We start from the raw sequence: 24,551 nt of genomic DNA on the forward strand, positions 1-24,551 counted from the left end.
GTGTCCGTTCACGCTCCACAAACTCCAAGTCGATCCAGTCACTACAACCGCTGAGGCGGGTGATTTTGGCCATGGATCAGCACAAAATCACTCCCGCCTCATCCTTCACTCTTAACTAAACACGACCGTCGAACGCCCCGTCCGATCGACGGCTCGGCGAACCGCCGCGCGATCCCCGGACGAGGCCGCGCCATCGCCGGGGTTAAGCCGGGCGAGCGCCCACGGTCGGCCATGTTCCGACCCGGCCACTACGGGGTCTCGCTGGTCCTGTACGCCCCCGTGGGGTGTTGGCTCCTCGTGCTCGGCGAGCCAACCGCCGCGCTGGCGGGCGGGGCCGCGCTGTTGTGGCTCGCGATGCTCCCCGACTGGGACTCCCGGCTCCCGTTCGTCTCCCACCGCGGACCGACCCACACGCTCCCGTTCGGGGCGTTGGTCGCCGGCGCCGGGTGGGTCGCGGCGACCGCGTCCGGGTTCGGCTCGGCCCCGATCGGGCCGATCGACCTCCGGACGTTCGCGGCCGGCATCGGCGGGCTCGCCGTCCTCGCGCACCTCGCGGCCGACCTGCTCACGCCGATGGGCGTCGCCCTCCTCTGGCCGGCGACGGGTCGCCGGTACACGGTGTCTCTGTGCCGGGCGGACAACCGCCTCGCGAACGCCGCGCTGTTCGCGCTCGGGGTGTTCGCCGCCGCGAGCGCGACGTACCTCGGAGTCGTGCTGTTCGCCGGCGGACCGACGTAGCGCCCGCGACGGGCGACCCTCGCGGCGGTCGTGAGACCGGACCGGGCGGCCGACGCACGGAACCGGAACCTAGAACTCCGAGAGCGTCGCGCTCGCCGACGCCCGGCGGAGGGTCAGCCCTTCGTCGGCCGCGGCGGCGGTGAGGTACTCGCGCAAGCGCCCCCAGTCGTCGCCGAGCCGGACGTGCCCCGTCTCGTGGTCGAACTCGACCGCACCGGCGTCGTCGAGCTTTGGCAGGTGGACGTGCCGGAGCGCGGTGGCGACGCGGGGGAGTTCGGCGCCTTCGCGGGTCGCCACCTCGTCGGCGAGCGCCGAGACCTGAATCGGGCCGGGACGCCGGTACAACACGTACAGCGCGTTCCGTCGGCGCTCCGACCGCAACATCTCGAAGACCGCGTCCAGCGACCGATCGCGCGAGCCATGGCCCGCCCCGGACGGCTCGCTTGTCTGTTGTACCCCGACAAAGGTGTTGGGAGTCTGACCCATGACTCTAGCGGCCGTATGTAGACCTTCATTATAAATCTACGTAGAACTGGCACGTCCGTGAAAATTTCCTCGTCGTGATATTACCACTCCCGGTAGCTGAGTTCGTCGGCCTTGTTCGTGACCGCCCGCATCATACAGCCGTGACACACCCACAGGTCAGCGCCGGTCCGCGCGACCAGTCTGGTGCCGTCGGATTTGCGCTCCTCGCAGACGTCACACAACCGCATAGCTCCGGTTCGGCGCCGGAGGGTTTCAATCTCTCGCCCGGAGTCCCGGCGCCGGGGCGTCGGCTGTCGGACACGCGCAAGCCCTAACGGGCTCGCGCCCCTACGGATGGTATGAGCGGAGAGGCGACCGACGACGTGCCCGAGACCGACGCCGAGTGGCGCGAGCGACTGACCGACGAGGAGTACCGCGTGCTCCGCGAGCAGGGGACCGAGCGCCCGTTCTCCGGCGAGCACGTCGACCGCAAAGACGACGGCACGTACGCCTGTGCGGGCTGTGGGGCCGAACTGTTCGATTCGGACACCAAGTTCGAGTCGAACTGCGGGTGGCCCAGTTTCTACGACACCGACGACGACCGCATCGAGACCCGCAAGGACCGGTCCAACGGCATGGTCCGGACCGAGGTCGTCTGCGCGAACTGCGGCGGTCACCTCGGCCACGTCTTCGACGACGGCCCGGAGCCGACCGGCAAGCGCTACTGCATCAACTCGGTCGCGATGGACTTCGAGGGGGAGTGACCCGCGCCGAGTCGCTCGACTCGGCGGCGATCACCGAGCGGCGACGAGCGCGCTTGCGCCCGCGCCGTCTTGGGACTGTCGCGCGAGACTACACTCGCAACCGGACCGTCTGCTCGGTGATATCGGTCACGTAGCTGTCTTCGAGCCGGTGGACGTCCTGGTTCACCTGTCCGTCCCAGCCGAGTTGGGACACCGCGTCCCGGTCGGCGTCGGGATCGACACCGACGTGGAGGTCCCCGTCGCGCACGTCCTCGACCGTCCCCAGCCGCGTTCCGTTCTGGGCGAGGACCCGCTTGCCGACGTGGTCGTCGGAGAACGCCGCCATGGCGATCAGTTGACCTCGTTGTGCATCTCCTCGATTGCCTTTTCGAGGTCGGGTTCGCCCCCGCCGGGCTGGCGGCCGAACGAGAACTCCCCTTTACCGTCGAACGACGTGCCGGTGGTCCAGGGCTGTTCGGGGTCCTCGTGCTCCTCGCGGAACGTGGACATGAACTCGTAGTTGAACTCCTGGTTCTCTTTCTCTTGAGGGAAACTAGCCGGGACCGGGACGTGTTCGCCGAGGCTCTCGAGGGCGGCGTGCCACTGGTTCTGGTGCATCGTGTCCCGCGCGATCAGATACGACAGCATGTCCTCCATGCCCGGGTCGTCGGTGATCTCGTAGAGCCGGCTGGCGAGCAGTCGCCCGGTCGACTCGGCCATCACGTTGGCGTACATGTCGGCCGCGAGGTTGCCGCTGGCGACGACGTAGTTGCCGGTGAACGGGGCGCCGTTGGCGTCGACCGGCATCGCGTTGAGCCCGGCCGAGAGGGCTTGGCGCGGTTGACCGCCGCTCAGCATCATGTCGATCACGGCGTCGTCGCGGGCCTGCTCGCGGACCTCCTCGGGCGCGCCTTCGAGGTTCTTCGCGATGGCGGTCGCGAGCATCTCGATGTGGCCCAGCTCCTCGACCGCGGTCTCCATCAGCAGGGTGCGGTACTCGGACATCTCCTTGGGCACGCCGAACGCCTGAAACATGTACTGGAGCGCGACCCGCATCTCGCCCTCGGCCCCGCCGACCGCCTGCTGGAGCATCTTCGCGAAGTACGGATCCGGTTCCTCGACCTCGACCTCGTACTGCAGTTCGTTGTCGTGGAAGAACATTCCGGGAACTGTTGCTACGCTAACGTTCTTAACGGTCGTGGCCACGTCTCACGATCCATTAATAACGGGCCTGATACCCGGACTCCCCGAGGCTTATGCGTGTCGGCCGGGTACTATCGACCGTCGCATGGAGGGAGCCGCCCAGCGGACGGGAACCGAGAAGCGCGAGTACGAGCGACTTCGGGCCAGCAAAAAGCGGCGCACGGGCAACGAGGAGGTCGCGACGGTTCGGGACGTGTTCGTCGGCGAGGAGCGGGTCGTCCTCACGCTCGGGTTCGAGTGGACGACCGACACCGAGCGGCTCGCCTACGATCTGGCCGACGACCGCGACGTCCTCAAGCTGGAGGCACTCGCCGAGTCGCAGGGCTTCGAGTTCGAGCACGTCTCGTTTCTGGAGGGCGAGCGCTTGCCGGTGGTCGCCACCGAGGGCGGCTGGGTGCCGAGCGCCCACCGGGGGTACGCCCCCGACGAGGGGTCGGTCCGGGAGACGTTCGTCACCGAGTGCAGACTGCTGGCCCGCGAACTGGCTCAGACGCCCGGCGTCTTTCGCCGGCTGGTCCGGATCGGCCGGACGATGACCACCAGACAGCTGATCATCGCGGTCATCGTCGTCAAGAAGCTCCTCATCGTGGCGCTGGTGGCGTGGCTGGTGCTGTGATCCGGACCAAACCGTTTTGTCGGGGTCGGCCGTGTGTCGCGCCATGTCGAACCCGGTTCCCGAGGCCGCCGAACAGCTCCTGACCAGCGAGCCGCTGATGGCCCACTTCGGGACGTGTGCCGACGGCCGCCCGCACGTCGCCCCGGTGTGGTACCACTACGACGACGGCGTCGTGGAGGTGCTGACCGGCGGCCGGAAGCTCGCGAACGTCCGACAGAACCCGCGGGTCGCGATCTCGGTCCAGAAAGACGAGGGCGGGCGCGCCGAGTGGATGGTGTCGCTCCGCGGCACCGCGACCGTCCTCGAAGACGAGGACGCCCGCCGCGAGGCCGCCGCCCGCATCAACCCGAAGTACGACGCCGACCCCGACGAGTACCCCGAGAACCTGCTGGTCCGGGTCGAGGTCGGGTCCGCGAGCTACCAGACCTACTAGTCGATCGGGAACCGGAGGAGCGCGCCCGCGCCCCCGAACCCGTCGCGGAACTGGACGCCCCGCTCGAAGTCCTCGGGGACGACCAGACAGTCCCCGCCCGCTTCGGTCGCACGCTCCTGTAACTCCCGGACATCGGCGATCGATTGGGCCCCGGAGACCAGCAGGGTCTCGACCGCGTCGTACTCCAGCGCCGTCTCGACGTCCTCGCGGCCGTAGACGACGTCCCCGTCGTCGCCGTCGTGAAGCGCCTCGAAGAAGCGATCGAGCGCCGCGTCGGTCTCGCGGCGTTCCTCGTCTTCGATGCGATCCGTGGCCTTCTCGGCGAGTTCGCGGAGCCCCTGCTCGGAGGCGTACTCGACCGAGAACGTGTCGACCAGCGCCTCGCGGAGGCGGTGATCGAGGTGGTCGCCCTCCCGGAAGTCCTCGGCCGTGACGGTCGTTCCGCCGAGCACCAGCCCCTCGACCGTCGTCTCGGCGCTGGCCGACTCGGCGGCGTGCTCGCCGAGGAACGCCCGCCGGGCCTCGTCGGCGACCGTCTCGAAGAACTCCTCTTTCTGGCGTTCGCGGTCGCGCTCGAACCGGTCGGCCGACTGGCCGCCGGCCTTCGTCTTGCCCATCACGTCGCTGTCGATCGTCTCGACGACCGTCACCGAGTCGCCGGCGGTCAGACCGAGCGCCGCGCCGCCGCGCTCGACCACCAGCAGGCCGTAGGTGCCCGACGACTCGGCGACCGCGTCGAGCGGACCGGGATCGAACTCGTTGTCCCGGACGTACTGGTACTCCGGGACCGGCGTCGGCAAGTCGTCGAAGACGTAGTCGACGACCTCGCCGTCGACGACCCCCGCGTAGACGACGAGCCCGGATTCGGGAGTCCCGTCGTACCCCTGCACGACCCGCCGGACGCGTTCGAGCGCCCGACGAACCGCCTTGTCGGACTCGTCGGCGTCGATGTACTCGGCTTGGGCCCGATCCTCCTCGATCCGTTCGAGCGCCGCCCCGAGGGACTCGTCGGGCGGCACCGCGAGGGTCACCAGATCGTCGCCGTTCGCGCTCGCCGCCCGAACGCGTTCGATGCGCTCGCGGAGCTCGTGGCTCTCGACGTTCATCGGCGATCGGCTACCCTCCCGCGGAGGGTCGGGGCTGTCTCGTCGGCGGGCGCCGGCCGGGAGTCGAGTGGGTCGTCCATCGTCGGGGTGACGACCCGGCGGGTCAAAGGCCTGCGGGCCGGAACGAGCCGACTCGCCTCGCGACACTGCCGCGCACTCGGAACTCACTCGCCGTCGCGCGACCGGGAACACTCGACGCTCGCCTCACAACAGGACGAACGGTACCGCTCGGGCTCGCGGACGATAGCACACTCCCGATACCGTCGTCCGACCACCGTACCGCACGCCGAACACCGGAGGACGTACTTCGGGTCCGCGAACGGCCGACACCGGACCGCGGCGTCGACCGCCTCGGCGCGCTCGCGGAACGCGGCGCCGTGGTCGGTCGTTCCGAACCGCTGGAACTGCTCGACGTGGATCAGTTCGTGGCGGAGCGTCGCGGCCCACTCCGCCCGATCGAACGCCTCGTAGGCCGCCCACGTCAGCGACACCGTACACCGCCGCGGGTCGGTCCCGTCGGCCCAGTCGCCGGCGAGCGACGCCCAGTCGAGGGGGTCGCCGATCTCCGCGTCCGGGATCTTCGGTCGCTTGACCGCGGCCGCCCGGCGCTTCGCGCGGGTCGAGACCTCCCAGTCGAGCCGGGAGAACGCCACGTCGAGGCCGTACTCGCGGGCGGCCTCGCGGCAGTAGGCCCGCGAGGCCGGAATCAGCTCCTCCCGACGCCCGACCGCGCCGAGCGCCCGCTCGGTCGGGGAGGGCGACTCGGGCGCGTCGATCGCCTCGAACGCTGTCATCCGTCGGCGGACGCGACGCAGTCGAGGCTCATCAGTCTCCCGGCTTCGCAGGCCGGGTCGATCACTCGATCCGTTCGCGGGCGGCCGCGACCACCAGCGGCAGGGTGATCGTCGCGTCGGCGTACACCGAGGCGTTGCGCGCGGCCTTCTCCAGCTTGCCCCACGAGCGGGCCTCGTCGAGCGTCGCGCCCGAGAGGCCGCCGGTCTGGGGCGGGTCCATCGTGAGCTGGACCGCGTAGTCGTAGGCGTCGGGCGCGACCAGCATGGTCTGGAGGACGTAGTTCTTCGGGACGCCGCCGCCGACCACCACCGCGCCGGCCTCCTCGGCCTCGAACGCCTGATCGGTGATGGTCGTCATGTCCGCGAGCGCGTCGAGCGAGAACTCCGACGTCTGGGAGTACATCCACGCCTGCAGGCCGAGCACGGAGTCTTGAACCGCCGGACAGTAGATCGGCACGTCGTTCTCGGAGGCCGCGGCCGCGATTCCCGGCCCCTCGTCGATCTCCTCGCGGGCGTTGACCTCGCTGTTCGCCCGGCCGAGCGCCTCGGTGAACCGCTGGATGCTGACGACGCCCTCCGCTTCGAGCGGCGGGAACACCTCGGATCGAAGGTGGTCCTCGAACAGCGCGAAATGCTCCTGGGGGAGATAGACGTTGTATATCCGGTCGACCTGCTCGTCCCGAAGCCGTTCGTCGTGTTCGCGGGGCGTCTTGTCCGGCGCTTCTTCCGATCCATGGTGGTGCTTGCCGCCGATTGCCTCGATCGCGTCGTGGGTCAGGTTCGCACCAGTGGTGACCAGCGCGTCGATGTGGCCGTCCCGAATCAGATCGGCGACGATCCGTCGCATCCCGGTCGGCACCATCGCGCCCGCGAGTCCGAAGAAGGTGGTCACGTCGTCGTCGAGCATCTCGGCGTAGACATCGACCGCCTCGTGGAGGTCGGCCGCGCCGATGCCCGCCGCGCCGTACTCGTCGACGAGCTCGCCGACGGTCATCCCCGCCCGCGCCTCGGCGTGGGCGATGGGGTCGTGGCGGAACTCCTCGCGGTGGGGCTCGTGGGCGTCGTCGTGGTCGTCGCTCATGGTCCGACGTGTGAGGTCCAGCGGCTTGAACGCCGCGGTACGAAAAAGAGCGCGGTCAGTCGGCGGTCGACAGCTCGGCCGAGTCGGCGAGCGCCGCGCCCGTCCGGAGCTGATCGAGCGCGTCGGCGCCGTTGACCGCCATCGCCACGAACCCGACCTTGCTGATGAGGTCGAGGTAGGTGACGACCATGATCTCGGTCCCCGGCTGGAGCAGTCCGGCCCCGAGCGGCCCGAGGATCCACACGACCGGGTAGAGCGTCCACAGCACCACGGTCAGGTTCCGGAGCTTGGTGAACACCGCATCGACCCGATCGCCGTGGAGGGTGGCCTGCTGGGGCAACACCACGACCAGCAGGTAGAGCAGTCCCACGTAGGCCACACAGCCGACGACGTACGCGGCGAGGCCGTAGGGGTCAGGCAACAGTCCGGCGGCCACGCCCGCACCGATGACGACCACGTCGACCCCGACAAGCGCGGTGTAGATTCGCCGGTCGGGGCGACAGAGCATCCCGAGGAACAACACCAAAAGCGGCGTCGTCACGAGCCAGTCGACGTACCGGGGGACGTACAGCACGCCCTCGCCGACCGGAATCCGCCCGATGTCGAAGAACATCGCCAGATACGCGACCGCCGCGAACCCGGTGACGCCCGCCAACACCGCGTAGTAGGCCCGATCGCGGGGGTCGGTCGCGAGCCGCCACAGCGGCGGTACGGTCCCGGCCGCCATCCCGATCGTTCCCAGCAGGAACCACACCGACGTGAGGTCGATCACGCGTCGTTCACCTCCGCGGACTGGAAGTCGGTCTCGTCCATCGGCCCGGCGCCCTGCGCGACCCGGAAGTCGTCAAGGAGCCGGGAGAGTTCGGCAGAGCGTTCGGCGAGGTCTTCGGCGTCCTCGCTGACCGACGCGAGCGTCTGAGTCTGTTGCTCGGCGGCGTCGGCGACGCCCTCGGCCTGACTCGCGGTCTCCTCGCTGATCGAGGCGACCTCGTCGACCATCTCGACGACCGCGCCCGAGGAGTCGGCCTGGGCCTCGGTCGCCTCGTGGATCTCCTGAATCCGTCGGTCGGTCTCCTCGACGTACTCGGCGATCTCTTCGAGCGCGTCGATCGCGCCCTCGACCGTCTCGACGCCGGCCGAGATGCGGTCGCTCGTCTCGTGCATCCCCTCGACGGACCGCTCGGTCTTGGCCTGCACCCGCTCGATGCGGCCCTCGATCTCAGCGGCCGATTCTTTGGTCTCCTCGGCGAGCGCCTTCACTTCGTCGGCGACGACCGCGAAGCCCTCGCCGCCCGCCTCGGTGCGTGCGGCCTCGATAGATGCGTTGAGCGCGAGCATGTTGGTCTGTTCGGCGATCTCGGTGATGACCTCCACGACGTCGCCGATCGCGGCCATCTCCTCGTCGAGTTCCTCGATCTCGGAGGCGGTCTGTTCGGTCGCCTCCTCGACGGCGTCCATCTCGGCGAGGGCGTCCTCGGCGGCCTCGCGACCGAGTTCGCCCGCGGCGGCCGCCTGCTCGGAGGTGGCCGCGACCTCCTCGACGGTCGCCGCGACCTCCTGAGCGCTCGACGAGAGGGTGTTCATCTCGTCGGCGACCTCGCCGAGGTGGTCGGTCTGGCGGGTCGCGCCGGCCGAGATCTCCGACACCGATTCGCTGACCTCCTCGCCGGTCGCCATCACGTCCTCGGCGCTCTCCTCGACGTCGACGACCGCGTTCGAGACGTGCGAGGAGAACCGCTTGACGTTGGCGACGGTCCGCTCGATGTCGACGAGCATGTCGTTGAGCGACTCGCCGATGGCGACCATCGCGTCGCTCCGGCTCTCGGGTTCGACCCGGACGCTGAGATCGCCGTCGGCGGCCGCGTTCATCACCTCCTCGTAGTGGCTCGCCTTGGTTTCGAGGTGCGTCGACAGCGTCTGGGCCTCCTCGCGTTCGGCCTCGGCCTTCTCGCGTGCGGTCTCGGCCTCGGCTTTCGCGGCTTCGGCGGCCTCGCGGGCCTCGCGGGCCTCGGTTATCTGTTCGCGAAGCGAGTCGCGCATGCCGGCGAACGACTTATACAGCGTGCCGAACTCGTCGGTCCGCGGGGTCTCGAGTTCGACGTCGAGGTCGCCGTCCTCCATCGCCCGGGCCTTCCGGGAGAGCTGGCGAAGCGAGATGACGGTGTTGCTCCCGACCGAGACGCCCACGAGCCCGAGGCTCACCACCGCGATCAGGATGAGCCCGAGGATGTTCGACGTGACGGTCTCGCTGAGGGCGTAGGCCTCGCTCGCCGGCGCGTGGACCACGACCACCCAGTCCGACGACGACATCGGGGCGTAGGCCATCAGAGTCCCGCCGTCCATCTCCATGAAGCCGGTCTCGCCAGCGAGCCCGTTCTCGACCGCCATGCTGTCGGCGCCGCCGTGATGCTGGGTCAGCAGTTTCTCGCCGTCGGGGTGTGCGATGAAGTGCCCCGTCGAGTTGAGAACCGCGGTGTAGCCGCCCTCGACGCCGCCGGTCACCGACGCGGTGCGCTTTTCGATGTTCACCATATAGATAACGCGCTTGTCGGGTCGATCGGCGACCGGCGAAATCACCGCCACGACCGGGAAGTCGACGGCCGGCACCGTGAACGGCGAGGAGACGTAGACGTCGTCGCCGTCGAACGACGGCGGATCGGCGGCGAACGGCGCGCCCTGCTCGGCCGGGCTGACGCCGGTCATCGCGTCGCTCGAACTCGCCACGATCGTTCCCTCGGCGGCGTCGTAGTAGTGGACCGCGACCACGCCATCAGGCGTCTTTCCGTCCTCGACCAGTCCCGAGACGTGCGAGTCGATCGCGTCGGTGTCGCCCGTCCGAAGGGTGGGGTGGTCCGCGGTCATCCGCGTCTGGGACTTCACGCTCGAGAGCCACGTATCGAGGTTGTCCGCCCGCGACTCCGAGAGCGCGCTCAGCTCTTCCTGTACGTCGGTCCGTACCTGATCGGCGGTCTGGGCCTGAACCACCGCGCCCACCGCGACCGTGAGCGCGACGATCGACACCAGCGCGACCGCCAACTTCAACGCGTAGCTTCGTCGAATACGCTCGACGATTGACGATCCTTGTTCCATCTATTGTGTCTTATTCTGGATATTTGGATTGATACAGTATAAGCGTACGTGGTCGTATCATTGGTGATAATCACGCTCTGGGGGCCGATACGTCGCTCGAAAAGCGGTGTTGCCAACTACCGCGGGGGCCCGCGTGACGGCGGTCGGTCGCCAGCGGCGGTTCAATTAGCCGCAACCGTGAGGTTCGACTGTTGGGGCCGGTTGGCCGCGGCCCGTGTCCGGCGAGAACCGTCGCGTGACCGATAGCTCCGGCAACCGCAGGGGTTGTTGAAACCCGGCGGACACGTAAATCAACTTCGCCGGAGGGGTTTTAATAGTATCCCTTTCGACCGCGTCCGACGAGCGACGCCACGCCCGGCGGCGGTCAGAGGCCGGTCGGCGCGTCGACGAACGTCGTCTCCAGCCCCCAGTCTTCGGCGAGCGCCTGTAGCGAGCGCACGCCGAACGTCTCGGTCGCGTAGTGGCCGGCCAGAAACACGGTGAGCCCGGCTTCTCGGGCCTCGTGGTAGGCCTTCTGCTTGCCCTCGCCCGTGATCAGGGCGTCGACGCCCTTCCGGGCGGCCTCGTCGATCCAGTCGACCCCGCTCCCGGTGACGACCGCGACGTCCTCGATGCGCTCGGGGCCGAACTCCAGCACGCGGACCCCCTGCCCGAAGTGATCGAGTTCCGCCTCCAGCGTCTCGCGCATCCGGTCGGTCGGCACCGGGTCGGGCGTGCGACCGCGCTGGCCGACGTGTTCGGGGCCCAGCTCGCCGAACGGCTCGCGGTCGCCGAGGTCGAACACGTCGGCGACGCCGGCCGCGTTGCCCAGTTCGGGGTGGGCGTCGAGCGGGAGGTGTGCGACGTACAGCGCCAGATCGTTCTCGACGAGCGGTGCGATGCGACCGTACGCCCGGCCGGTCACGCGCTCGATGCCGCCCCACGAGACGCCGTGGTGGACGACGAGCGCGTCGGCACCGCGGTCGGCGGCCGTCTCGATCGTCTGCTCTGCGGCGTCCACCGCGAACGCCGCGGTCTCGACCTCCCGGTGGTCGGGGCCGACCTGGAGGCCGTTGGCGCTGGCGTCCACGTCGGCGAAATCGCCCGTGCGTAGCTTCTCGTCGTATCGCGCGGTGAGGTCGGCGAGGTCCATGCGTGAGATGTGTGGCCGGGAGGGGCTTGTATCTGTATGACTCGACGCTTCGTCGACGAGGTCGGGGCCGCGGGTCCGACCGCCCGCTTAATTGATAACAGTTAACACACACCGGGTCGAAGGTCGTCGGGGTGCAACGGGAGTGACAGACGACATATCGCGTCGGCGAGTGCTCGAACTGGGGGGTGCGGTGCTCGGCGGTGGCTTCGCGACCGGGACGACCGGAGCCGACCAAGCGCAGTTCGAGGCCGAGATACAGGGATGGGTGATACGCGGCGACCGGACCGAGATCACCGGGCGGGTGAGCGTCGTCGAGGCGTTTCAGCACCGGGGAATGAACCTGTGTAACGACGGGAAGGTCTATCGGTGTCGGACGTGCGAGGGAGTAGCGTTCTACCTCCTCGTGGCGAACGGCGCCTCGGAGCCGACGCCCGGCGACAGGTACCGCGTCGAGTCGACCGGAGAGGAGAGTAGGTGTGGCAACGTCCGCGTTCGCCTCCGCGCCGGCGCGGAATGTGGCGACAGCGGTGGCACGCCGGAGAACACGTCGACTCGATCCGACGGCGACGGTCCGGAATCGCAGTCAACCGAGGAACCGGAAACACGGTCAGCCGACGGTCGCACGACGACCGGCGATCCGGAACCGCCCTCGGCTGACGATCCGGAAACGACAACGACTGACGATCCGGAACCGCCCTCGACCACCGTCGAAGCCGACTCCGAGACGGCCCCCGCCGGCGAGCAGGCGGACCCCGCGACGACCGACGCCGCCGCGAGGACGACCGCCGAGCCAGCACCGGCGCCGACGAGCGAGGCGACGCGACTCCCGACAGACACCGAGACGACGACCGACGGGGACTGAGGGCACCGATCGGCGAGCGTCGCGTCGGCCGAACCCCTCGGCGTGCAGGAAAAAGTTGTTTAGCCGGGGGGGAGTACCGTACGGTATGATACCACTCGAAGAAGCGGTGACCGCGCGCCTCGAATCCCACGGCGAGCGGTTCGAAGTGCTGGTCGACCCCGACGCCGCGCTCGCGATCAAGCGCGGGGAGTTCGACGGCGACCTCGAAGACGTCATCGCGGCCGAGGACGTCTTCGAGGACGCGAGCCGGGGCGACCGCCCCGCCGAGAGCGCGCTCGAAGAGGTGTTCGACACGACCGAGCCCCTCGAAGTCATCCCCGAAGTCATCGAGCGCGGGGAGATTCAGATCACCGCCGAACAGCGCCGCGAGATGCAAGAGCAAAAGCACAAGCAGTTGGTCAACCGGATCACGCGCAACGCGGTCAACCCCCAGATGGACAACGCGCCCCACCCGCCCGAGCGGATCGAGAGCGCTCTGGAGGAGACCGACTTCCGCATCGATCCGATGGAGCCGGTCGAGACGCAGGTCGACGACGCGCTCGACGCGCTCCGGCCAGTGATCCCGATCCGGTTCGACGAGGTCACCATCGCGGTCCAGGTGCCGGCCGACTACGCCGGGAGCGCCCAGTCCCAAATCCGGCAGTTCGGCGAGCTCGAACGCGAGGAGTGGCAGAACGACGGCTCGTGGGTCGGCGTACTCACGTTCCCGGCGGGGATGCAAAACGAGTTCTACGATCTGGTCAACGAGATCACGAGCGGCGAGGCCGAGACCCAGATCATCAAGGACGAAGACGAACTGCAGACGCGGTGAGCGCGGGAAACTATCCCTTCCGGAAGCCGACCATGAAGCCGCCGGTGAACCCGGCGCCGATCGAGAGCGTCGAGATGACCGAGGTCAGCCACGAGGGCGGGGTGCCGTTCTGTGCGACTTCGCCGGTCTTCAGCACCCCGGCCGAGAGCCGGTCCCAGTCGACCGTGAGGATGCCCCGAGATTCGAGGAATTTGAACAGCGCGAGTTCGATGCCGACGATCACCGCGATGAGCTTCGCGATCTTTTTCGCCGCGAACCCGATCACGCCGCCGATGACGGCGCCCGAGCCGAATTCCAGCCCGAGTTGCTGGGGGTCGATTCCGAGTTCCATGGCCGGATGATCTAAGTACTACGTTAAGACTTTTGTGGGTTAGAGAGGTTCGGCGCTGAACGTTTCTGGGTCGGTCGACGATCCCGGAGTTCGGGGAACGGGCGTTCGATTCGGGGCGGGCTTTCGACCCGACCCCGAGCGATCGACGCCGAGCCGAGATTACCAGTTGTAGAGGGCGTCGGTGAAGATCTCCTCGGCGTCTTCTTTCGTCACCGGTCGGGGGTTGCACCGAAGCAGACGCTTTTGGGTCTCGACGGTCTGGTCGGCGAGCCAGCCCACGTCCTCCTCGGTGATGCCCGCCAGCTCGTTGAGACCGCTCGGCAGGACGTTGAGGTCTCGCTGTAACCGGACGTACTCCTCTTTCGCGCGGTCGGCGGCCTCGCGCGTGCTCACGCCGTCGGTCTCGGCGCCCAGCATCTCCGCGATCCGCGCGAAGCGTTCTGGGTCGCTCGCGGCGTTGTACCCGAGCGTGCTCGCGGGGGTGAGCGCGGCGATCGTCTCGCCGTGGTAGGTGTGGTACTTGTTTCCGACCGGATACGCCATCGCGTGACAGAGGCTCGCGCCGGCGGTCAGTCCGGCGATGGCGCCGAACAGCGCCCCCTTCAGCATCTTCGAGCGGGCCTCCAGATCGTCGCCGTTGTTGACGACTCGCCGGACGTTGTTCGACAGCAGTCGGATCGCCCGTTCGCTGAACGCCTCGGTGAAGTCGGTCCGGCCGGCGTACACCGGTCGTTCGGCCGGGTCAGACGGCCGGAGCAGGTCGTCGTAGCGGTGGGTCGTGTACCCCTCGATGGCGTGGCCGAGCGCGTCCATCGCGGTCTTGGCGGTCACGTCGGCGGGCAGAGTCGTCGTGAGCGTCGGGTCGAGCACCGCGGCGTCGGCCCGGACGTGGTGGCTCGAAATGGCCTCCTTGATGTCTTTGTCCTCGACCGAGAGGATGGCGACCGGCGAGATTTCGGCCCCGGTGCCCGCGGTCGTCGGCATCAACACGAGCGGTGGCCCCGACTCTGTCAGGTCCTCGCCGCGGCCGGTGGGCTCGGCGACGTAGTCGAGGATCTCACCGCCGTTGGCGGTGACCGCCCGGGTCGTCTTCGCGATGTCGATACAGCTCCCGCCGCCGAGCCCGACGTAGAAGTCGTAGCCGTCCTCGCCGCGCTCGTCGCGGACGAACGAGATGCACGACTCGACGGTCTCGATCGAGGGCTCGCGTTCGGCGCCGTCCCAGACGTCGACGCCGAATCCGGCGGCCTCGAGCTGGTCGGTGACCCGATCGGCGTGACCGAGGTCGACGAGCGTCTGGTCGGTCACCACCAGTCCGGCGGCGCCCTCGGCCGCGCCGAGGTCCCCGAGCTGAAATCCGAGCTCTTCGACGGCGTTCGCGCCGAACCTGATCTCGGGCATCTGGATGTGCCAGACGGTCTCGGAGCCGAGTTCGTGGGCCGACGCCGAGACCGAGCGGTCGTAGCTCACTGGCCCCACCCCGAGCGGATCGCCTCGAACTGGTCGGGGTCGTGGCCGTACACCACCTCGGCGTCGTGGGTCCGCTGGAGGTCCTTGATGCGCTGGAGGCTCTCGAACCAGTCGCGTTTCGCCCAGGTCAGCGGGCCGCCGAGGGGCTGTTCGTCCTCGTAGTTCTCCGACTGGTACACCTCGTCGCCGGTGAAGATGACCGTCCCGTCGCCGTCGAGGTGGATCACGGTTCCGGTCAGCCCCGGGGTGTGGCCCGGGAACCGGACGAACTCCACGTCCTCGAAGTGCTTTTCTCGGTCGCGGTGGAGGACCCGCCAGTTGAGGTCCCGATCGAAGTCCTCGAGGACGTACGCGTCGCTTCCCTTCGAGGTCTTTGCGCTGTAGTACGCGAACTTGAGCTCTTCTTCGTGGACGAAGATCGGCACGTCCGTCCCCTCGAAGAACTCCAGTCCGCCCGCGTGGTCGAGGTGGAGGTGGGTCTGGAACACGTAGTCGATGTCGTCGAGCGCGTACCCCGCGGCCTCGAGGTCGTCGTCCAGCCGGTGGTCCCGGACGTCGTGGGGGTAGAACGCCTGGAGGAGCCCCTCGGGCCAGTAGCCGTCGAGCGCCTCGTGGTGCGAGCCGGTGTCCCAGAGGATCGTCCCCTCGGGGTGGTCGATCACGAGGCTCCACACCGGAATCTCGACGTAGTCGGTGTCGGGGTTCGGCGCGTCGTGGGAGCCGATGGTGTTCGCCTCGACGAGGTAGTTGAGGTCGCACTTGAGTCCGCCGCGGTCGAGCACGTCGACGGTTGCCTGAACCATGTTGCGAACGGTACGTCGGCTGTCAGTATCATAAACTTTCTGTGCGTGTTAACTTATCCGGGTGCGAATACGTACGCTGGAAACCGATCCCGGGATGCGTTCGGACGATGGAGCGCGAAACGAAAAGTCGGATTCAAAAGGCCCGACGACGTACCCGGGGGCATGGGCACCGTGGGTGCGCCAACCGAGGTGAAGGGCCGGCGCGGCTGAGGTCGTCGGCGTGGACGTGAGCGGCCGCCACGAGGAGGACGGCGAGTACCTCATGGTGGCCGCGGCCGTCCACGCGGTCGTCGGCGCTACCGCTCCGCGGAGCGTCGAGGGGATGGGCTTTGCCACCGACCGCAGTCCGCCGACCTTCGAGAACGTCGCCCGACTCGTCGCCGACGCGGTCGCCGACCTCCCCGCGCCGCCCGACGGTCCCGTGGTCGCCGAGCGCGGCGAGTTCTACGAGGAGCCCGAGTGGGAGGTCGCGCCGTTTTTCGACACGGAGTTCAAGTACGTCGAAAGCATAGCTCAACGCGAGACAGTGCAGGCCGCACACCACGCCGCGTACGCCGCCCGAAAACTGCTCTTATGAAAGCGATAATCGCAAAGCGAGTCGACTCAGGCACGCCAGACACCGAGGAGATCCGCGACCTGACCCGCGCCGCGGGCTACGACGTGGTCGCGGAGTTCACCCAGACGCGCACCGAGGACGCCGCGCTCCAGATCGGCGAGGGGAAAGCCGAGGAGCTGGCGGCGGCCGTCGCCGACACCGGCGCGGAGGTCGTGGTCTTCGACAACGAGCTCGGGCCGTACCAGACGTACAATCTGGGCCAGAAGCTCCCCGATGGCGTCAAGGTGATCGACCGGTTCCGGCTCATCCTCGAGATCTTCGGCCAGCGCGCACAGACCCGGAAGGCCCAGCTCCAAGTCGAGCTCGCCGAGCTCCGGTACGAACTGCCGCGTGCGGAGGCCAAGACCAGCCTCGCCAAGCGCGACGAGCGCCCGGGGTTCATGGGACTGGGCGAGTACGACGAGAGCCGCGAGCAGGACATCAAAGACCAGATCTCCCGGATCAACGACGAGCTAGACTCCATCGCCCGGACCGAGGCCGACCGCCGCGACCGGCGCCGCGAGTCGGGGTTCGATCTGGTGGCGATGGCGGGCTACACCAACGCCGGCAAGTCGACGCTGATGCAGAGCCTCGCGGCCGACATCGAACTGGGCGAGAACGACGACCTCCACCCCGACCTCGACACCACCGCCGAGGCACAGGACCGGCTGTTCACGACGCTCGGCACCACCACCCGGAAGATGGACATGGACCGCCGGGACGTGCTGTTGACCGACACGGTCGGGTTCATCAGCGACCTGCCCCACTGGCTGGTCGAGTCGTTCAAGTCCACCCTCGATGCGGTGTACTACGCCGATCTGGTGTTGCTCGTCGTCGACGTGAGCGAGCCGATCGACGAGATCCGCGAGAAGCTGGTCACCTGCCACGACACCCTCTACGAGCGCAACGAGGCGCCGATCGTCACGGTACTCAACAAGATCGACGCGGTGAGCGACGCGGAGCTCGAAGAGAAACGCGAGGCCCTCTCGGCGCTCGCGCCCGATCCGATCGCAGTCTCGGGCAGAGAACAGCTCAACCTCGACGACCTTCGGGCCCGGATCGACGCCGAGCTCCCCGACTGGCGGCGCGAGCGGCTGGTCCTCCCGATGACCGACGACACCATGAGCGCGGTGTCGTGGATCCACGACCACGCGCGGGTCGACGACGTGACCTACGCCGACGACGAAGTGGTCGTCGACTTCGAGGCCCGGCCCTCGGTCGTCGAACGGGCGCGGGCGAAGGCCGGCGATCTGGCGTCCGCGCCCTCGGCGTGAGCGGCGCTCTCGGCCCGGTTTTTCTCGCCCGGCGCGACCCCATAACTGACAAACACCTATAATTAGCGGTTCGGTGTACCCCGGGCCATGGCGGCTATCGAAACGACGGGGTTGACCAAGCGGTTCGGCGACGTACGGGCGGTCGAGGAGCTCGATCTGACCGTCGAGTCCGGGGAGGTGTTTGGCTTTCTCGGCCCGAACGGCGCGGGCAAGTCGACGACGATCGACATACTGCTCGATTTCGTCCGGCCGACGGCGGGCACCGCGGAGGTGCTCGGCTACGACGCCCAGCGGTCGCCGACCGAGATCCACCAGCGCGTCGGGATCCTGCCGGAGGGCTACGGGCTCTACGACCGGCTCTCGGGCCGGAAGCACGTCGAGTTCATGATCGAGTCGAAGGAGGTCGACGACGATCCCGGCCGGCTCCTCGATCTGGTCGGGCTCGACGCCGAGGACGCCGAGCGAGCCGTCGGCGGTTACTCGAAGGGGATGGCCCAGCGGCTCGTGCTCGGGATGGCGCTTGTCGGCGACCCCGACCTGCTGATCCTCGACGAGCCCTCGACCGGCCTCGACCCCAACGGCGCCCGGGAGGTCCGCCGGATCGTCCGGGACCTCGCCGACGGCGGGACGACGGTGTTTTTCTCGAGTCACGTCCTCGGGCAGGTCGAGGCGGTGTGTGACCGCGTCGGCATCATGCGCGAGGGGCGGCTTGTCGCGGTCGACACCATCGACGGGCTCAGAGACTCCATCGGGAGCGGCGCGACAATCGAACTGGAAGTCGATCGAGTTCCCGACGGCGTCGAGTCGCTGTCGATCGACGGCGTCAGCGACCTGACCGCGGCGGACGGGACGATCCGGGCGACCTGCCTCGACCCGAGCGCCAAGCTGGCGGTGATCGATCGAGTCCGCGAGGAGGGTGCCGCGATCCGGGACATCACGACCCGCGAGTCGTCGCTCGAAGACCTCTTTACGGCCTACACGGTCGACCGCCAAACGGAGGGGGTTCGGGCGTGAGCTGGCGCGTCGTCGCCCGGAAGGACTTCGCGGACGCGGTCCGGTCGCGGATGCTGTGGGGCATCGTCGGGCTGTTCGCGCTCCTGATGGGGGTCTCGGCGCTCGTCCCGAGCCTCCTCGATATCGGGGGAGCGACCCTCGGTTACAATTTCGCGGCGGACCTCGCCCAGACGCTGGTGCCGGTGACCGCGCTCGTCGCGGCCTACCTCGCTATCGCGGGCGAGCGCGAGTCGGGCAGTATCAAGCTCCTGCTCGGGGCGCCCCACTCGCGGTTGGACGTGACCGTCGGGAAATTCGTCGGGCGCGCGGGCGTCGTTCTGGTCGGCGTGCTCGCCGGGTTCGTCGTCGCGGGGCTGGTCGCGGTGGTCGCTTACGGCGAGCTCGCGATCGGCGAGTTCGTCTCGGTGGCGGTGCTGACCGCGGCGCTCGGGGTGACGTTCGTCGGCATCGCGGTCGGCATCTCGGCCGCGACCAGCACCCGCTCGCGGGCGATGGCGCTGGCCATCGGGGTGTTCTTCGTGTTCGCGCTCCTGTGGGATCTGGTCCCGTTCGCGCTCACCTACCTCCGGACCGGCGGGCTGGATCTCGGCGGAACGGTGCCGGCCTGGCAGGTGCTCGTCGAGCAGTCGAACCCCTCGCGGGCGTTCAGCCAGCTCGTGGACGCCGCGCTCGGCTCGGGCGCCGAGATGACCGCGGGCGGTGGCGGGGGCGGCGAGGGCGCCGCCAACCCCTTCCAGAGCCGGATAGCCGGAGCAGAGCCGTTCTACCTGAAAGACTGGTTCATGCTCGTCATCCTCGGGGCGTGGACCGTCCTGCCCGTGATCGCGGGCCACCTCCGATTCCGGAGCGCCGACCTATAGCTCGCGTTTCTGCTTGTCGAGGACCCGGACGCGGTCGATCGCGGTGTCGGGGTACTGGCCGTCGGCGTCCTTCTCGGCGGCCTTCACCATGTCCCAGACCACGTTCAGCCCGGTCGTGACCCCTTCTAAGGCCTCCATCTCACAGCCGGTCTTGCCGGTCGTCTCGACCGCGACCTCCAGAGTCACCCGATCGTCGTCGAGGTCGAAGTCGGTCTCGACGTTCGTGATCGGGATCTGGTGGCACATCGGGATCGTCTCCCAAGTGTGTTTGACCGCCTGCACCGCCCCGACCCGGGCAGTCGCGAGCACGTCGCCCTTGCTCACTTCGTCGTCGCGGATGGCCGCGATCGTCTCGGGCCGGAGGGTGAGTTCGCCCGCCGCGACCGCCCGCCGGGCGGTGTCTGGCTTGTCGCCCACGTCGACCATCTGGACGTCGCCGTCGGCGTCGGTGTGGGTCAGGTCGTCGGAGTCACTCATCGCGATCACCCCACACGGCGCGGGGCAGGGCATCCAGCAGGTCCGAGGCGACCAGTCCGCCGCGGCGGTCGTCGAGCAGTTCGGCCGCCCGGCCGTTCGCGTAGGTCCCCATGCAGGCGGCCGCGAACGCGTCGTGGCCGGCGAGCAGGCCGGCGATCGTGCCCGCGAGGGTGTCGCCGGTGCCGCCGACGGTCATGCCGGAGGTGCCGGCTCGCGAGACGCGGGTCCGCTCGCCGTCCTCAGAACTCTGGGAGTTCTGATGGGCTCGGAAATCGTCCGCCGATTTCCGACCGTCGGCCACGACGTCCTCGCGGGCCTTCGCGACCACGACGTGGCCGAGGTCGGCCGCGAAGTCCGCGATCTCGTCGGCCCGCTCGCCCAGTTCGTCGGCGCCCTCGATCTCGGGGCCGCCCATCTCCGCGAGTTCTTTGCGGTTCGGGGTGCAGACCAGCTCGGCGTCGGTCTCGACTTCGGGCACCACCGACACTGCGTCGGCGTCGACGACCGCCCTCCCGGAGAACGATTCGAGGAAGCGCTCGGCGGCCTCGACGGTCTCGTCGGCGGTCCCGAGGCCGGGCCCGAGCACCACGACGTCGTCGTACGCCTCGGCGGTCTCGACGAGGGCGTCGACCTGATCGGGCGCGAGTCGCTCGCCGTCGTACGACTGGACGATGAGGTCCTCGGCGAACCCCTGAATCCCGTCGGCGACCGTCTCGGGCGCGGCGACGAACGAGAGGTCCGCGCCCGCCCGGAGGGCGGCCTGCGCGGCGAGCGCCGGCGCTCCGGTGTAGGGGCCGCCGCCAACGACGAAGACCCGGGCGTCGTCGGCCGGGGGACCGCGACGGACCGGTCGCATGTCGCCGGGCCCGAGGTATCGTTCGGCGGCCGCTGGGATGCCGATGTCCGCGACCGTCACCGCGGCGTCGAGCGCGTCGAGGCCGGGCTTTTGATCGTGGAAGGTCACGACGCGGTCGGCCGCGACCGCGGCGCCCGGGGCCTCACCCGTGTCGGCGTCGACGCCCGACGGGACGTCGACCGCGACGACGGTCGCCTCGGCGTCGTTGATCGCTCGGGCGGCGGTGGCCTCGGGGTCCCGAAGCGCGCCGGTCACCCCGGTCCCGAGCATCGCGTCGACGACCACGTCGGCGTCCGGGAGGTCGACGTCACGGGAATCGCCGACCGCCTCGCGGTCGATCCCCGCCCGCCCGAGCGCGTCCCAGTTCTCGCGGGCGATGTCGGTCGCGATCGTCTCGGCCCTCCCGAGGAGGTGGACCGACACGTCGTACGCCGAGAGAAACCGGGCGGCGACGAAGGCGTCACCGCCGTTGTTGCCCCGCCCGGCGACGACCGCGACGCGGGCGCCCGGATCGGCGACCGCTCGGACTTCGCGGGCGACGGCGTTGCCGCTCGACTCCATCAACTGCTTGCGCGGGATTCCGAGTGCGGCCGCGTTCTCGTCGACCTGCGCCATTCGCTCGGCGGAAATCATACCCGGGCGTTGGCCTGCGAGCGCGTTAAATGCTGTCGTCGACGGATCGCCGCGAGGACACGTTTTATCGGGGCGGCCCGCAATTGAGAGAGTATGTCACCCGAGACGGTCGGCTTCGTCGGCCTCGGACTCATGGGCGAACCGATGGCGAAAAACCTCCTCGACGCGGGCTACCTCGTGGTGGGCCACAACCGCTCGCAGGAGCCGGTCGAGGCGATCGTCGAGTACGGCGGGGAAGGCGCAGACACCGCGAGCGAGGCCGCCTCGCGGTCGGACGTGGTGATCACCTGCCTGCCGGACTCGGCGGTCGTCGCCGAGGTGATGCGCGCCGACGACGGTATCATCGCGGGGCTCGACGGCGGCGAGACGGTGATCGACATGTCGACCATCTCGCCGACCGTGACCGAGGAGCTCGCCGAGGAGCTCGCGGCGATCGACGTCGAGATGCTCGACGCGCCGATCAGCGGCGGCGAGGAGGGCGCGATCGACGGGACGCTCTCGATCATGGTCGGCGGCGACGAGGCGGTGGTAGACGACCACCGCGACCTGCTTTCGGCGATGGGCGAGACCATCACCCACTGCGGGCCCGCCGGCTCGGGGCAGGTCACGAAGGCGTGCAACCAGATCGTCGTGGCCAACACGATGGAGGCGATCAGCGAGGCGCTGGTGTTCGCCGAGAAGGCGGGCGCGGACCTGCAGGCGGTAGTCGACGCGATCAGCGGCGGCGCCGCGGGCTGTTGGGCGCTCGACAACCGCGCGCCGTCGATGATCCGGGGCGACTTCGAGCCGGGCTTTTTCGCGAGCTACCAGTACAAGGACCTCCGGATCGCGACCGACGCGGGCGAGGCGTTCGGCGCGCCGATGCCGGCGACCGAGGTCACCCACGAGATGTACAAGTCGATGGAGGAAAACGGGATGGGCCTCGACGACAACTCCGGGGTCATGCAGGTGGTCGAGATGCTCGCGGGAACCGAGGCCCGGGTCGACGAGGAGTGACACCGGCGGCGTCGGGGCGACCGCTCGTCGGCGTCGGGGCGACGCTACCGGCGGATCCGGAACCCGTCCTCGCCCTCGGGGTCGGCGTACTCGACCGCGACGTCCCCGACCTCGGCGGCCGGACTGCCGGTGTGACACCACTCGACCATCGACTCGACGGCGGCCACGGGCCCCTCGAAGACGGCCTCGACCCGACCGTCGGCGAGGTTGCGGACCCAGCCGTCGACGCCCTTCTCGCGGGCCGCGTCCCGGGTGTTCGCCCGGTAGTAGACGCCCTGCACCGTGCCGGAGACGAAGACGTGTGCGCGGGTTCGGTCCTCGGACATAGTCGGTCGGGAGTTCGTCCGGGAGGGGTAAAGTCGGTCGGGGTTCGAAGAGTAGTTAGGCGCCCACGCCGACATCCCGACCATGAAAGCCGCGCTCATCGTGCTGGACGGGTGGGGGCTCGGACCCGAGGACGGGAGACGGAACGCGGTCGAGGCCGCCGACACGCCGAACTTCGATCGGTTCGTCGCGACCGGCGCCGACGGCACCCTCACGGTGTCCGGACGGCGGGTCGGCCTCCCGGAGGGACAGATGGGCAACAGCGAGGTCGGCCACCTCAACATCGGGGCGGGCCGGGTCGTCAAACAGGAGTACACCCGGATCACCGACGCGATCGAGGCGGGTGAACTGGGCGACAACGACGCGGTCGCCCGGGCGTTCGACTACGCGACCGACAACGACGGCCGGGTCCACTTCGTGGGGTTGGTGAGCGACGGCGGGGTCCACTCCGATCAGGACCACCTCCACGCGCTGATCGCGCTCGCGGCCGACCGGGGCGTCGACGCCGTCACCCACGCGTTCACCGACGGTCGGGACACCCCGCCCGAGAGCGGCGCGGGGTTCCTCGGTGACCTCCGAGACGTGATCGACCGCGAGGGGACCGGCGAGGTGGCGACCGTCTCGGGACGCTACTACGCGATGGACCGCGATCAGAACTGGGACCGCACCCGGCGGGCCTACGACGCCATCGTGAACCGGGAGGCCGACCACACCGCCGAGTCGGGGGTCGGCGCCGTCGAGGAGAGCTACGACCGGGGCGAGACCGACGAGTTCGTCGAGCCGACGCTGATCGAGGGCGGCCCCGCCCTCTCGGACGGGGACGCGGCGCTCTTTTTCAACTTCCGGGCCGACCGCGCGCGCCAGCTCACCCGGATGCTCGCGGACATCGAGCCGGCGTGGCCGTTCGAGACCGACCCGCCCGAGATCGAACTGGCGACGATGACCCAGTACGACGCGGCGTTCGACCTGCCGGTCGCGTTCCCGCCCCACCGCCCCGAGGACGTGCTCGGCGAGGTGCTCGCCGAGGCGGGGCTCACCCAGTTGCGGATCGCCGAGTCCGAGAAGTACGCCCACGTCACCTACTTCCTGAACGGCGGCCGAGAAGTCGAGTTCCCGGGCGAGCGCCGCGAGATCGTCCCCTCGCCGGACGTGGCGACCTACGACCGCCGGCCCGAGATGAGCGCGCCCGAGGTCACAGACACCGCGATCGCGTCAATCGAGGAAGACGACCCCGACGTGTTGGTGCTCAACTACGCGAACCCCGACATGGTGGGCCACACCGGCGACTTCGACGCCGCGGTCGCGGCGGTCGAGGCGGTCGACGAACAGCTCGGCCGGCTCGTCGCCGCGGTCGAATCGGCGGGCGGCCACGTCCTGGTGACCGCCGACCACGGCAACGCCGACGACATGGGGACGCCCGAGGACCCCCACACCGCCCACACGCGCAACCCGGTGCCGTTCGTCTACCGGTCGCCGGCCGGCGACGACGCCGGGCGACTCGTCCGGGAGGGCGGGTCGCTCTGTGACGTCGCGCCGACGCTACTCGAACTCGTCGGCGTCGACCGGCCGGCCGCGATGACCGGCCGGTCGCTGTTGGAGTAGCCGCCGTCGACGTCGCCTCCGGAAGTGGAAGCCGTTTAGTGGCCCGGCCGTCTCGGCCGTGATATGATCTCACCGTTGCACGTCGGGGTCGAACATCCGAACCTGCTCTGGGTCGGCGCGGCCGGGCTCGTCGCGTTCGTCGCGGGGCTCGCGGTCAACCTCTATCGGTCGACCCGAGACGCCGCCCCGACCGAGTCGCCAGCGCCCGACGACGCGGAGTAGCCGACAGGGCCGACCGCCCC

At 69.1% G+C, this 24,551-nt stretch carries 29 protein-coding genes and 1 pseudogene; 13 read left to right on the forward strand and 17 right to left on the reverse strand.

Features of this window, described 5'->3' with window-relative positions; genetic code table 11:
* Positions 1–73 (reverse strand): annotated as a pseudogene (locus EPL04_RS04100) (IS6 family transposase); the annotation flags it as partial.
* A 158-nt stretch (positions 74–231) separates the two neighbouring features.
* Here EPL04_RS04100 and EPL04_RS04105 point away from each other — a divergent pair.
* Positions 232–738, forward strand: a complete 507-nt coding sequence (locus EPL04_RS04105; RefSeq protein ID WP_134669705.1) for a metal-dependent hydrolase — start codon at positions 232–234, stop codon at positions 736–738.
* Positions 739–807: 69 nt separating this feature from the next.
* On the opposite strand, the gene EPL04_RS04110 is transcribed toward EPL04_RS04105, so the two are convergent.
* Entirely contained in the window at positions 808–1,224 is a 417-nt protein-coding gene (locus EPL04_RS04110) for a DUF7344 domain-containing protein (RefSeq protein WP_134669707.1), read from the reverse strand.
* Positions 1,225–1,304: 80 nt separating this feature from the next.
* Positions 1,305–1,451, reverse strand: a complete 147-nt coding sequence (locus EPL04_RS18625; RefSeq protein ID WP_167599409.1) for a hypothetical protein — start codon at positions 1,449–1,451, stop codon at positions 1,305–1,307.
* A gap of 111 nt (positions 1,452–1,562) precedes the next feature.
* Here EPL04_RS18625 and msrB point away from each other — a divergent pair, with 111 nt between their 5' ends.
* Entirely contained in the window at positions 1,563–1,967 is a 405-nt protein-coding gene (msrB, locus tag EPL04_RS04115) for a peptide-methionine (R)-S-oxide reductase MsrB (protein ID WP_134669709.1), read from the forward strand.
* Positions 1,968–2,055: 88 nt separating this feature from the next.
* On the opposite strand, the gene EPL04_RS04120 is transcribed toward msrB, so the two are convergent.
* Together EPL04_RS04120 and EPL04_RS04125 are read right to left on the reverse strand one after the other, a co-directional pair.
* The gene (locus tag EPL04_RS04120) at positions 2,056–2,292 is read right to left on the reverse strand and encodes a hypothetical protein (protein ID WP_134669711.1); all 237 of its coding nucleotides are present in this window, start codon (positions 2,290–2,292) and stop codon (positions 2,056–2,058) included.
* Between the two features lie 5 nt (positions 2,293–2,297).
* Positions 2,298–3,107, reverse strand: a complete 810-nt coding sequence (locus EPL04_RS04125; RefSeq protein WP_134669713.1) for a manganese catalase family protein — start codon at positions 3,105–3,107, stop codon at positions 2,298–2,300.
* Between the two features lie 127 nt (positions 3,108–3,234).
* On the opposite strand from EPL04_RS04125, the gene EPL04_RS04130 reads away from it, so the two are divergent.
* Together EPL04_RS04130 and EPL04_RS04135 are read left to right on the forward strand one after the other, a co-directional pair.
* A complete protein-coding gene (locus EPL04_RS04130) occupies positions 3,235–3,765 on the forward strand; it encodes a hypothetical protein (protein ID WP_134669715.1) in 531 nt (176 codons plus the stop codon).
* A gap of 43 nt (positions 3,766–3,808) precedes the next feature.
* Positions 3,809–4,198, forward strand: a complete 390-nt coding sequence (locus EPL04_RS04135) for a pyridoxamine 5'-phosphate oxidase family protein (protein ID WP_134669717.1) — start codon at positions 3,809–3,811, stop codon at positions 4,196–4,198.
* Here EPL04_RS04135 and prf1 read toward each other — a convergent pair.
* The 6 genes from prf1 to EPL04_RS04165 all read right to left on the reverse strand — a co-directional run bounded on the left by prf1 (position 4,195) and on the right by EPL04_RS04165 (position 11,401).
* Positions 4,195–5,304, reverse strand: a complete 1,110-nt coding sequence (prf1, locus tag EPL04_RS04140) for a peptide chain release factor aRF-1 (RefSeq protein ID WP_134669719.1) — start codon at positions 5,302–5,304, stop codon at positions 4,195–4,197. The genes EPL04_RS04135 and prf1 overlap by 4 nt on opposite strands.
* A 164-nt stretch (positions 5,305–5,468) precedes the next feature.
* On the reverse strand, positions 5,469–6,098 hold the full coding sequence (locus EPL04_RS04145) for a SprT-like domain-containing protein (protein WP_134669721.1): 630 nt from the start codon (positions 6,096–6,098) through the stop codon (positions 5,469–5,471).
* A 61-nt stretch (positions 6,099–6,159) separates the two neighbouring features.
* Complete coding sequence (locus EPL04_RS04150) at positions 6,160–7,179, reverse strand: deoxyhypusine synthase (protein ID WP_134669723.1); 1,020 nt, start codon at positions 7,177–7,179, stop codon at positions 6,160–6,162.
* A gap of 55 nt (positions 7,180–7,234) precedes the next feature.
* Entirely contained in the window at positions 7,235–7,951 is a 717-nt protein-coding gene (locus EPL04_RS04155) for a bacteriorhodopsin (protein WP_244605605.1), read from the reverse strand.
* Complete coding sequence (locus tag EPL04_RS04160; protein WP_134669725.1) at positions 7,948–10,269, reverse strand: methyl-accepting chemotaxis protein; 2,322 nt, start codon at positions 10,267–10,269, stop codon at positions 7,948–7,950. The genes EPL04_RS04155 and EPL04_RS04160 overlap by 4 nt, the downstream gene beginning before the upstream one ends.
* Positions 10,270–10,633: 364 nt before the next feature.
* Positions 10,634–11,401, reverse strand: a complete 768-nt coding sequence (locus EPL04_RS04165; RefSeq protein WP_134669727.1) for a Nif3-like dinuclear metal center hexameric protein — start codon at positions 11,399–11,401, stop codon at positions 10,634–10,636.
* Positions 11,402–11,543: 142 nt separating this feature from the next.
* On the opposite strand from EPL04_RS04165, the gene EPL04_RS04170 reads away from it, so the two are divergent.
* Together EPL04_RS04170 and EPL04_RS04175 are read left to right on the forward strand one after the other, a co-directional pair.
* Positions 11,544–12,263: a hypothetical protein gene (locus EPL04_RS04170; protein ID WP_134669729.1), complete on the forward strand. Its 720-nt coding sequence runs from the start codon at positions 11,544–11,546 to the stop codon at positions 12,261–12,263.
* An 85-nt stretch (positions 12,264–12,348) separates the two neighbouring features.
* A complete protein-coding gene (locus tag EPL04_RS04175; RefSeq protein WP_134669731.1) occupies positions 12,349–13,074 on the forward strand; it encodes a ribosome assembly factor SBDS in 726 nt (241 codons plus the stop codon).
* Between the two features lie 10 nt (positions 13,075–13,084).
* On the opposite strand, the gene EPL04_RS04180 is transcribed toward EPL04_RS04175, so the two are convergent.
* The 3 genes from EPL04_RS04180 to EPL04_RS04190 all read right to left on the reverse strand — a co-directional run bounded on the left by EPL04_RS04180 (position 13,085) and on the right by EPL04_RS04190 (position 15,678).
* Entirely contained in the window at positions 13,085–13,405 is a 321-nt protein-coding gene (locus EPL04_RS04180; protein WP_134669733.1) for an FUN14 domain-containing protein, read from the reverse strand.
* Positions 13,406–13,564: 159 nt separating this feature from the next.
* A complete protein-coding gene (locus EPL04_RS04185; protein ID WP_134669735.1) occupies positions 13,565–14,875 on the reverse strand; it encodes a hydroxyacid-oxoacid transhydrogenase in 1,311 nt (436 codons plus the stop codon).
* Positions 14,872–15,678: an N-acyl homoserine lactonase family protein gene (locus tag EPL04_RS04190; protein WP_134669737.1), complete on the reverse strand. Its 807-nt coding sequence runs from the start codon at positions 15,676–15,678 to the stop codon at positions 14,872–14,874. Before EPL04_RS04190 ends, EPL04_RS04185 begins: the two co-directional genes overlap by 4 nt.
* 220 nt (positions 15,679–15,898) lie before the next feature.
* Between EPL04_RS04190 and EPL04_RS04195 the strand changes: the two genes are divergently transcribed.
* The 4 genes from EPL04_RS04195 (at position 15,899) to EPL04_RS04210 (ending at position 19,421) form a co-directional block, all read left to right on the forward strand.
* Complete coding sequence (locus EPL04_RS04195) at positions 15,899–16,255, forward strand: DUF2209 family protein (protein WP_134669739.1); 357 nt, start codon at positions 15,899–15,901, stop codon at positions 16,253–16,255.
* A complete protein-coding gene (gene hflX / locus EPL04_RS04200; RefSeq protein WP_134669741.1) occupies positions 16,252–17,547 on the forward strand; it encodes a GTPase HflX in 1,296 nt (431 codons plus the stop codon). The genes EPL04_RS04195 and hflX overlap by 4 nt, the downstream gene beginning before the upstream one ends.
* An 87-nt stretch (positions 17,548–17,634) precedes the next feature.
* On the forward strand, positions 17,635–18,561 hold the full coding sequence (locus EPL04_RS04205) for an ABC transporter ATP-binding protein (RefSeq protein WP_134669743.1): 927 nt from the start codon (positions 17,635–17,637) through the stop codon (positions 18,559–18,561).
* The gene (locus EPL04_RS04210) at positions 18,558–19,421 is read left to right on the forward strand and encodes an ABC transporter permease subunit (protein ID WP_209019563.1); all 864 of its coding nucleotides are present in this window, start codon (positions 18,558–18,560) and stop codon (positions 19,419–19,421) included. The genes EPL04_RS04205 and EPL04_RS04210 overlap by 4 nt, the downstream gene beginning before the upstream one ends.
* On the opposite strand, the gene moaC is transcribed toward EPL04_RS04210, so the two are convergent.
* The gene (gene moaC, locus EPL04_RS04215; RefSeq protein WP_209019564.1) at positions 19,416–19,898 is read right to left on the reverse strand and encodes a cyclic pyranopterin monophosphate synthase MoaC; all 483 of its coding nucleotides are present in this window, start codon (positions 19,896–19,898) and stop codon (positions 19,416–19,418) included. The genes EPL04_RS04210 and moaC overlap by 6 nt on opposite strands.
* Positions 19,891–21,387, reverse strand: coding sequence for an NAD(P)H-hydrate epimerase (locus EPL04_RS04220; RefSeq protein ID WP_134669746.1), 1,497 nt, complete (start codon positions 21,385–21,387; stop codon positions 19,891–19,893). Before EPL04_RS04220 ends, moaC begins: the two co-directional genes overlap by 8 nt.
* 93 nt (positions 21,388–21,480) lie before the next feature.
* On the opposite strand from EPL04_RS04220, the gene EPL04_RS04225 reads away from it, so the two are divergent.
* Positions 21,481–22,383 carry an NAD(P)-dependent oxidoreductase gene (locus tag EPL04_RS04225; RefSeq protein WP_134669748.1) on the forward strand — a complete coding sequence of 301 codons (903 nt, stop codon included), beginning with the start codon at positions 21,481–21,483 and terminating at the stop codon, positions 22,381–22,383.
* A gap of 44 nt (positions 22,384–22,427) precedes the next feature.
* Here the strand turns inward: EPL04_RS04225 and EPL04_RS04230 are convergent, their stop codons facing one another.
* A complete protein-coding gene (locus EPL04_RS04230) occupies positions 22,428–22,709 on the reverse strand; it encodes an acylphosphatase (RefSeq protein WP_134669750.1) in 282 nt (93 codons plus the stop codon).
* Between the two features lie 82 nt (positions 22,710–22,791).
* Here EPL04_RS04230 and gpmI point away from each other — a divergent pair, with 82 nt between their 5' ends.
* Together gpmI and EPL04_RS18630 are read left to right on the forward strand one after the other, a co-directional pair.
* Positions 22,792–24,309: a 2,3-bisphosphoglycerate-independent phosphoglycerate mutase gene (gpmI, locus tag EPL04_RS04235; protein WP_134669752.1), complete on the forward strand. Its 1,518-nt coding sequence runs from the start codon at positions 22,792–22,794 to the stop codon at positions 24,307–24,309.
* A 63-nt stretch (positions 24,310–24,372) separates the two neighbouring features.
* Positions 24,373–24,531 (forward strand): hypothetical protein, encoded by a 159-nt coding sequence (locus EPL04_RS18630; protein ID WP_167599410.1) that lies wholly within the window; start codon positions 24,373–24,375, stop codon positions 24,529–24,531.
* The last annotated feature ends 20 nt before the right edge of the window (positions 24,532–24,551 follow it).

Source organism: Halorussus marinus (assembly GCF_004521895.1).
GTDB lineage: Archaea > Halobacteriota > Halobacteria > Halobacteriales > Haladaptataceae > Halorussus > Halorussus marinus.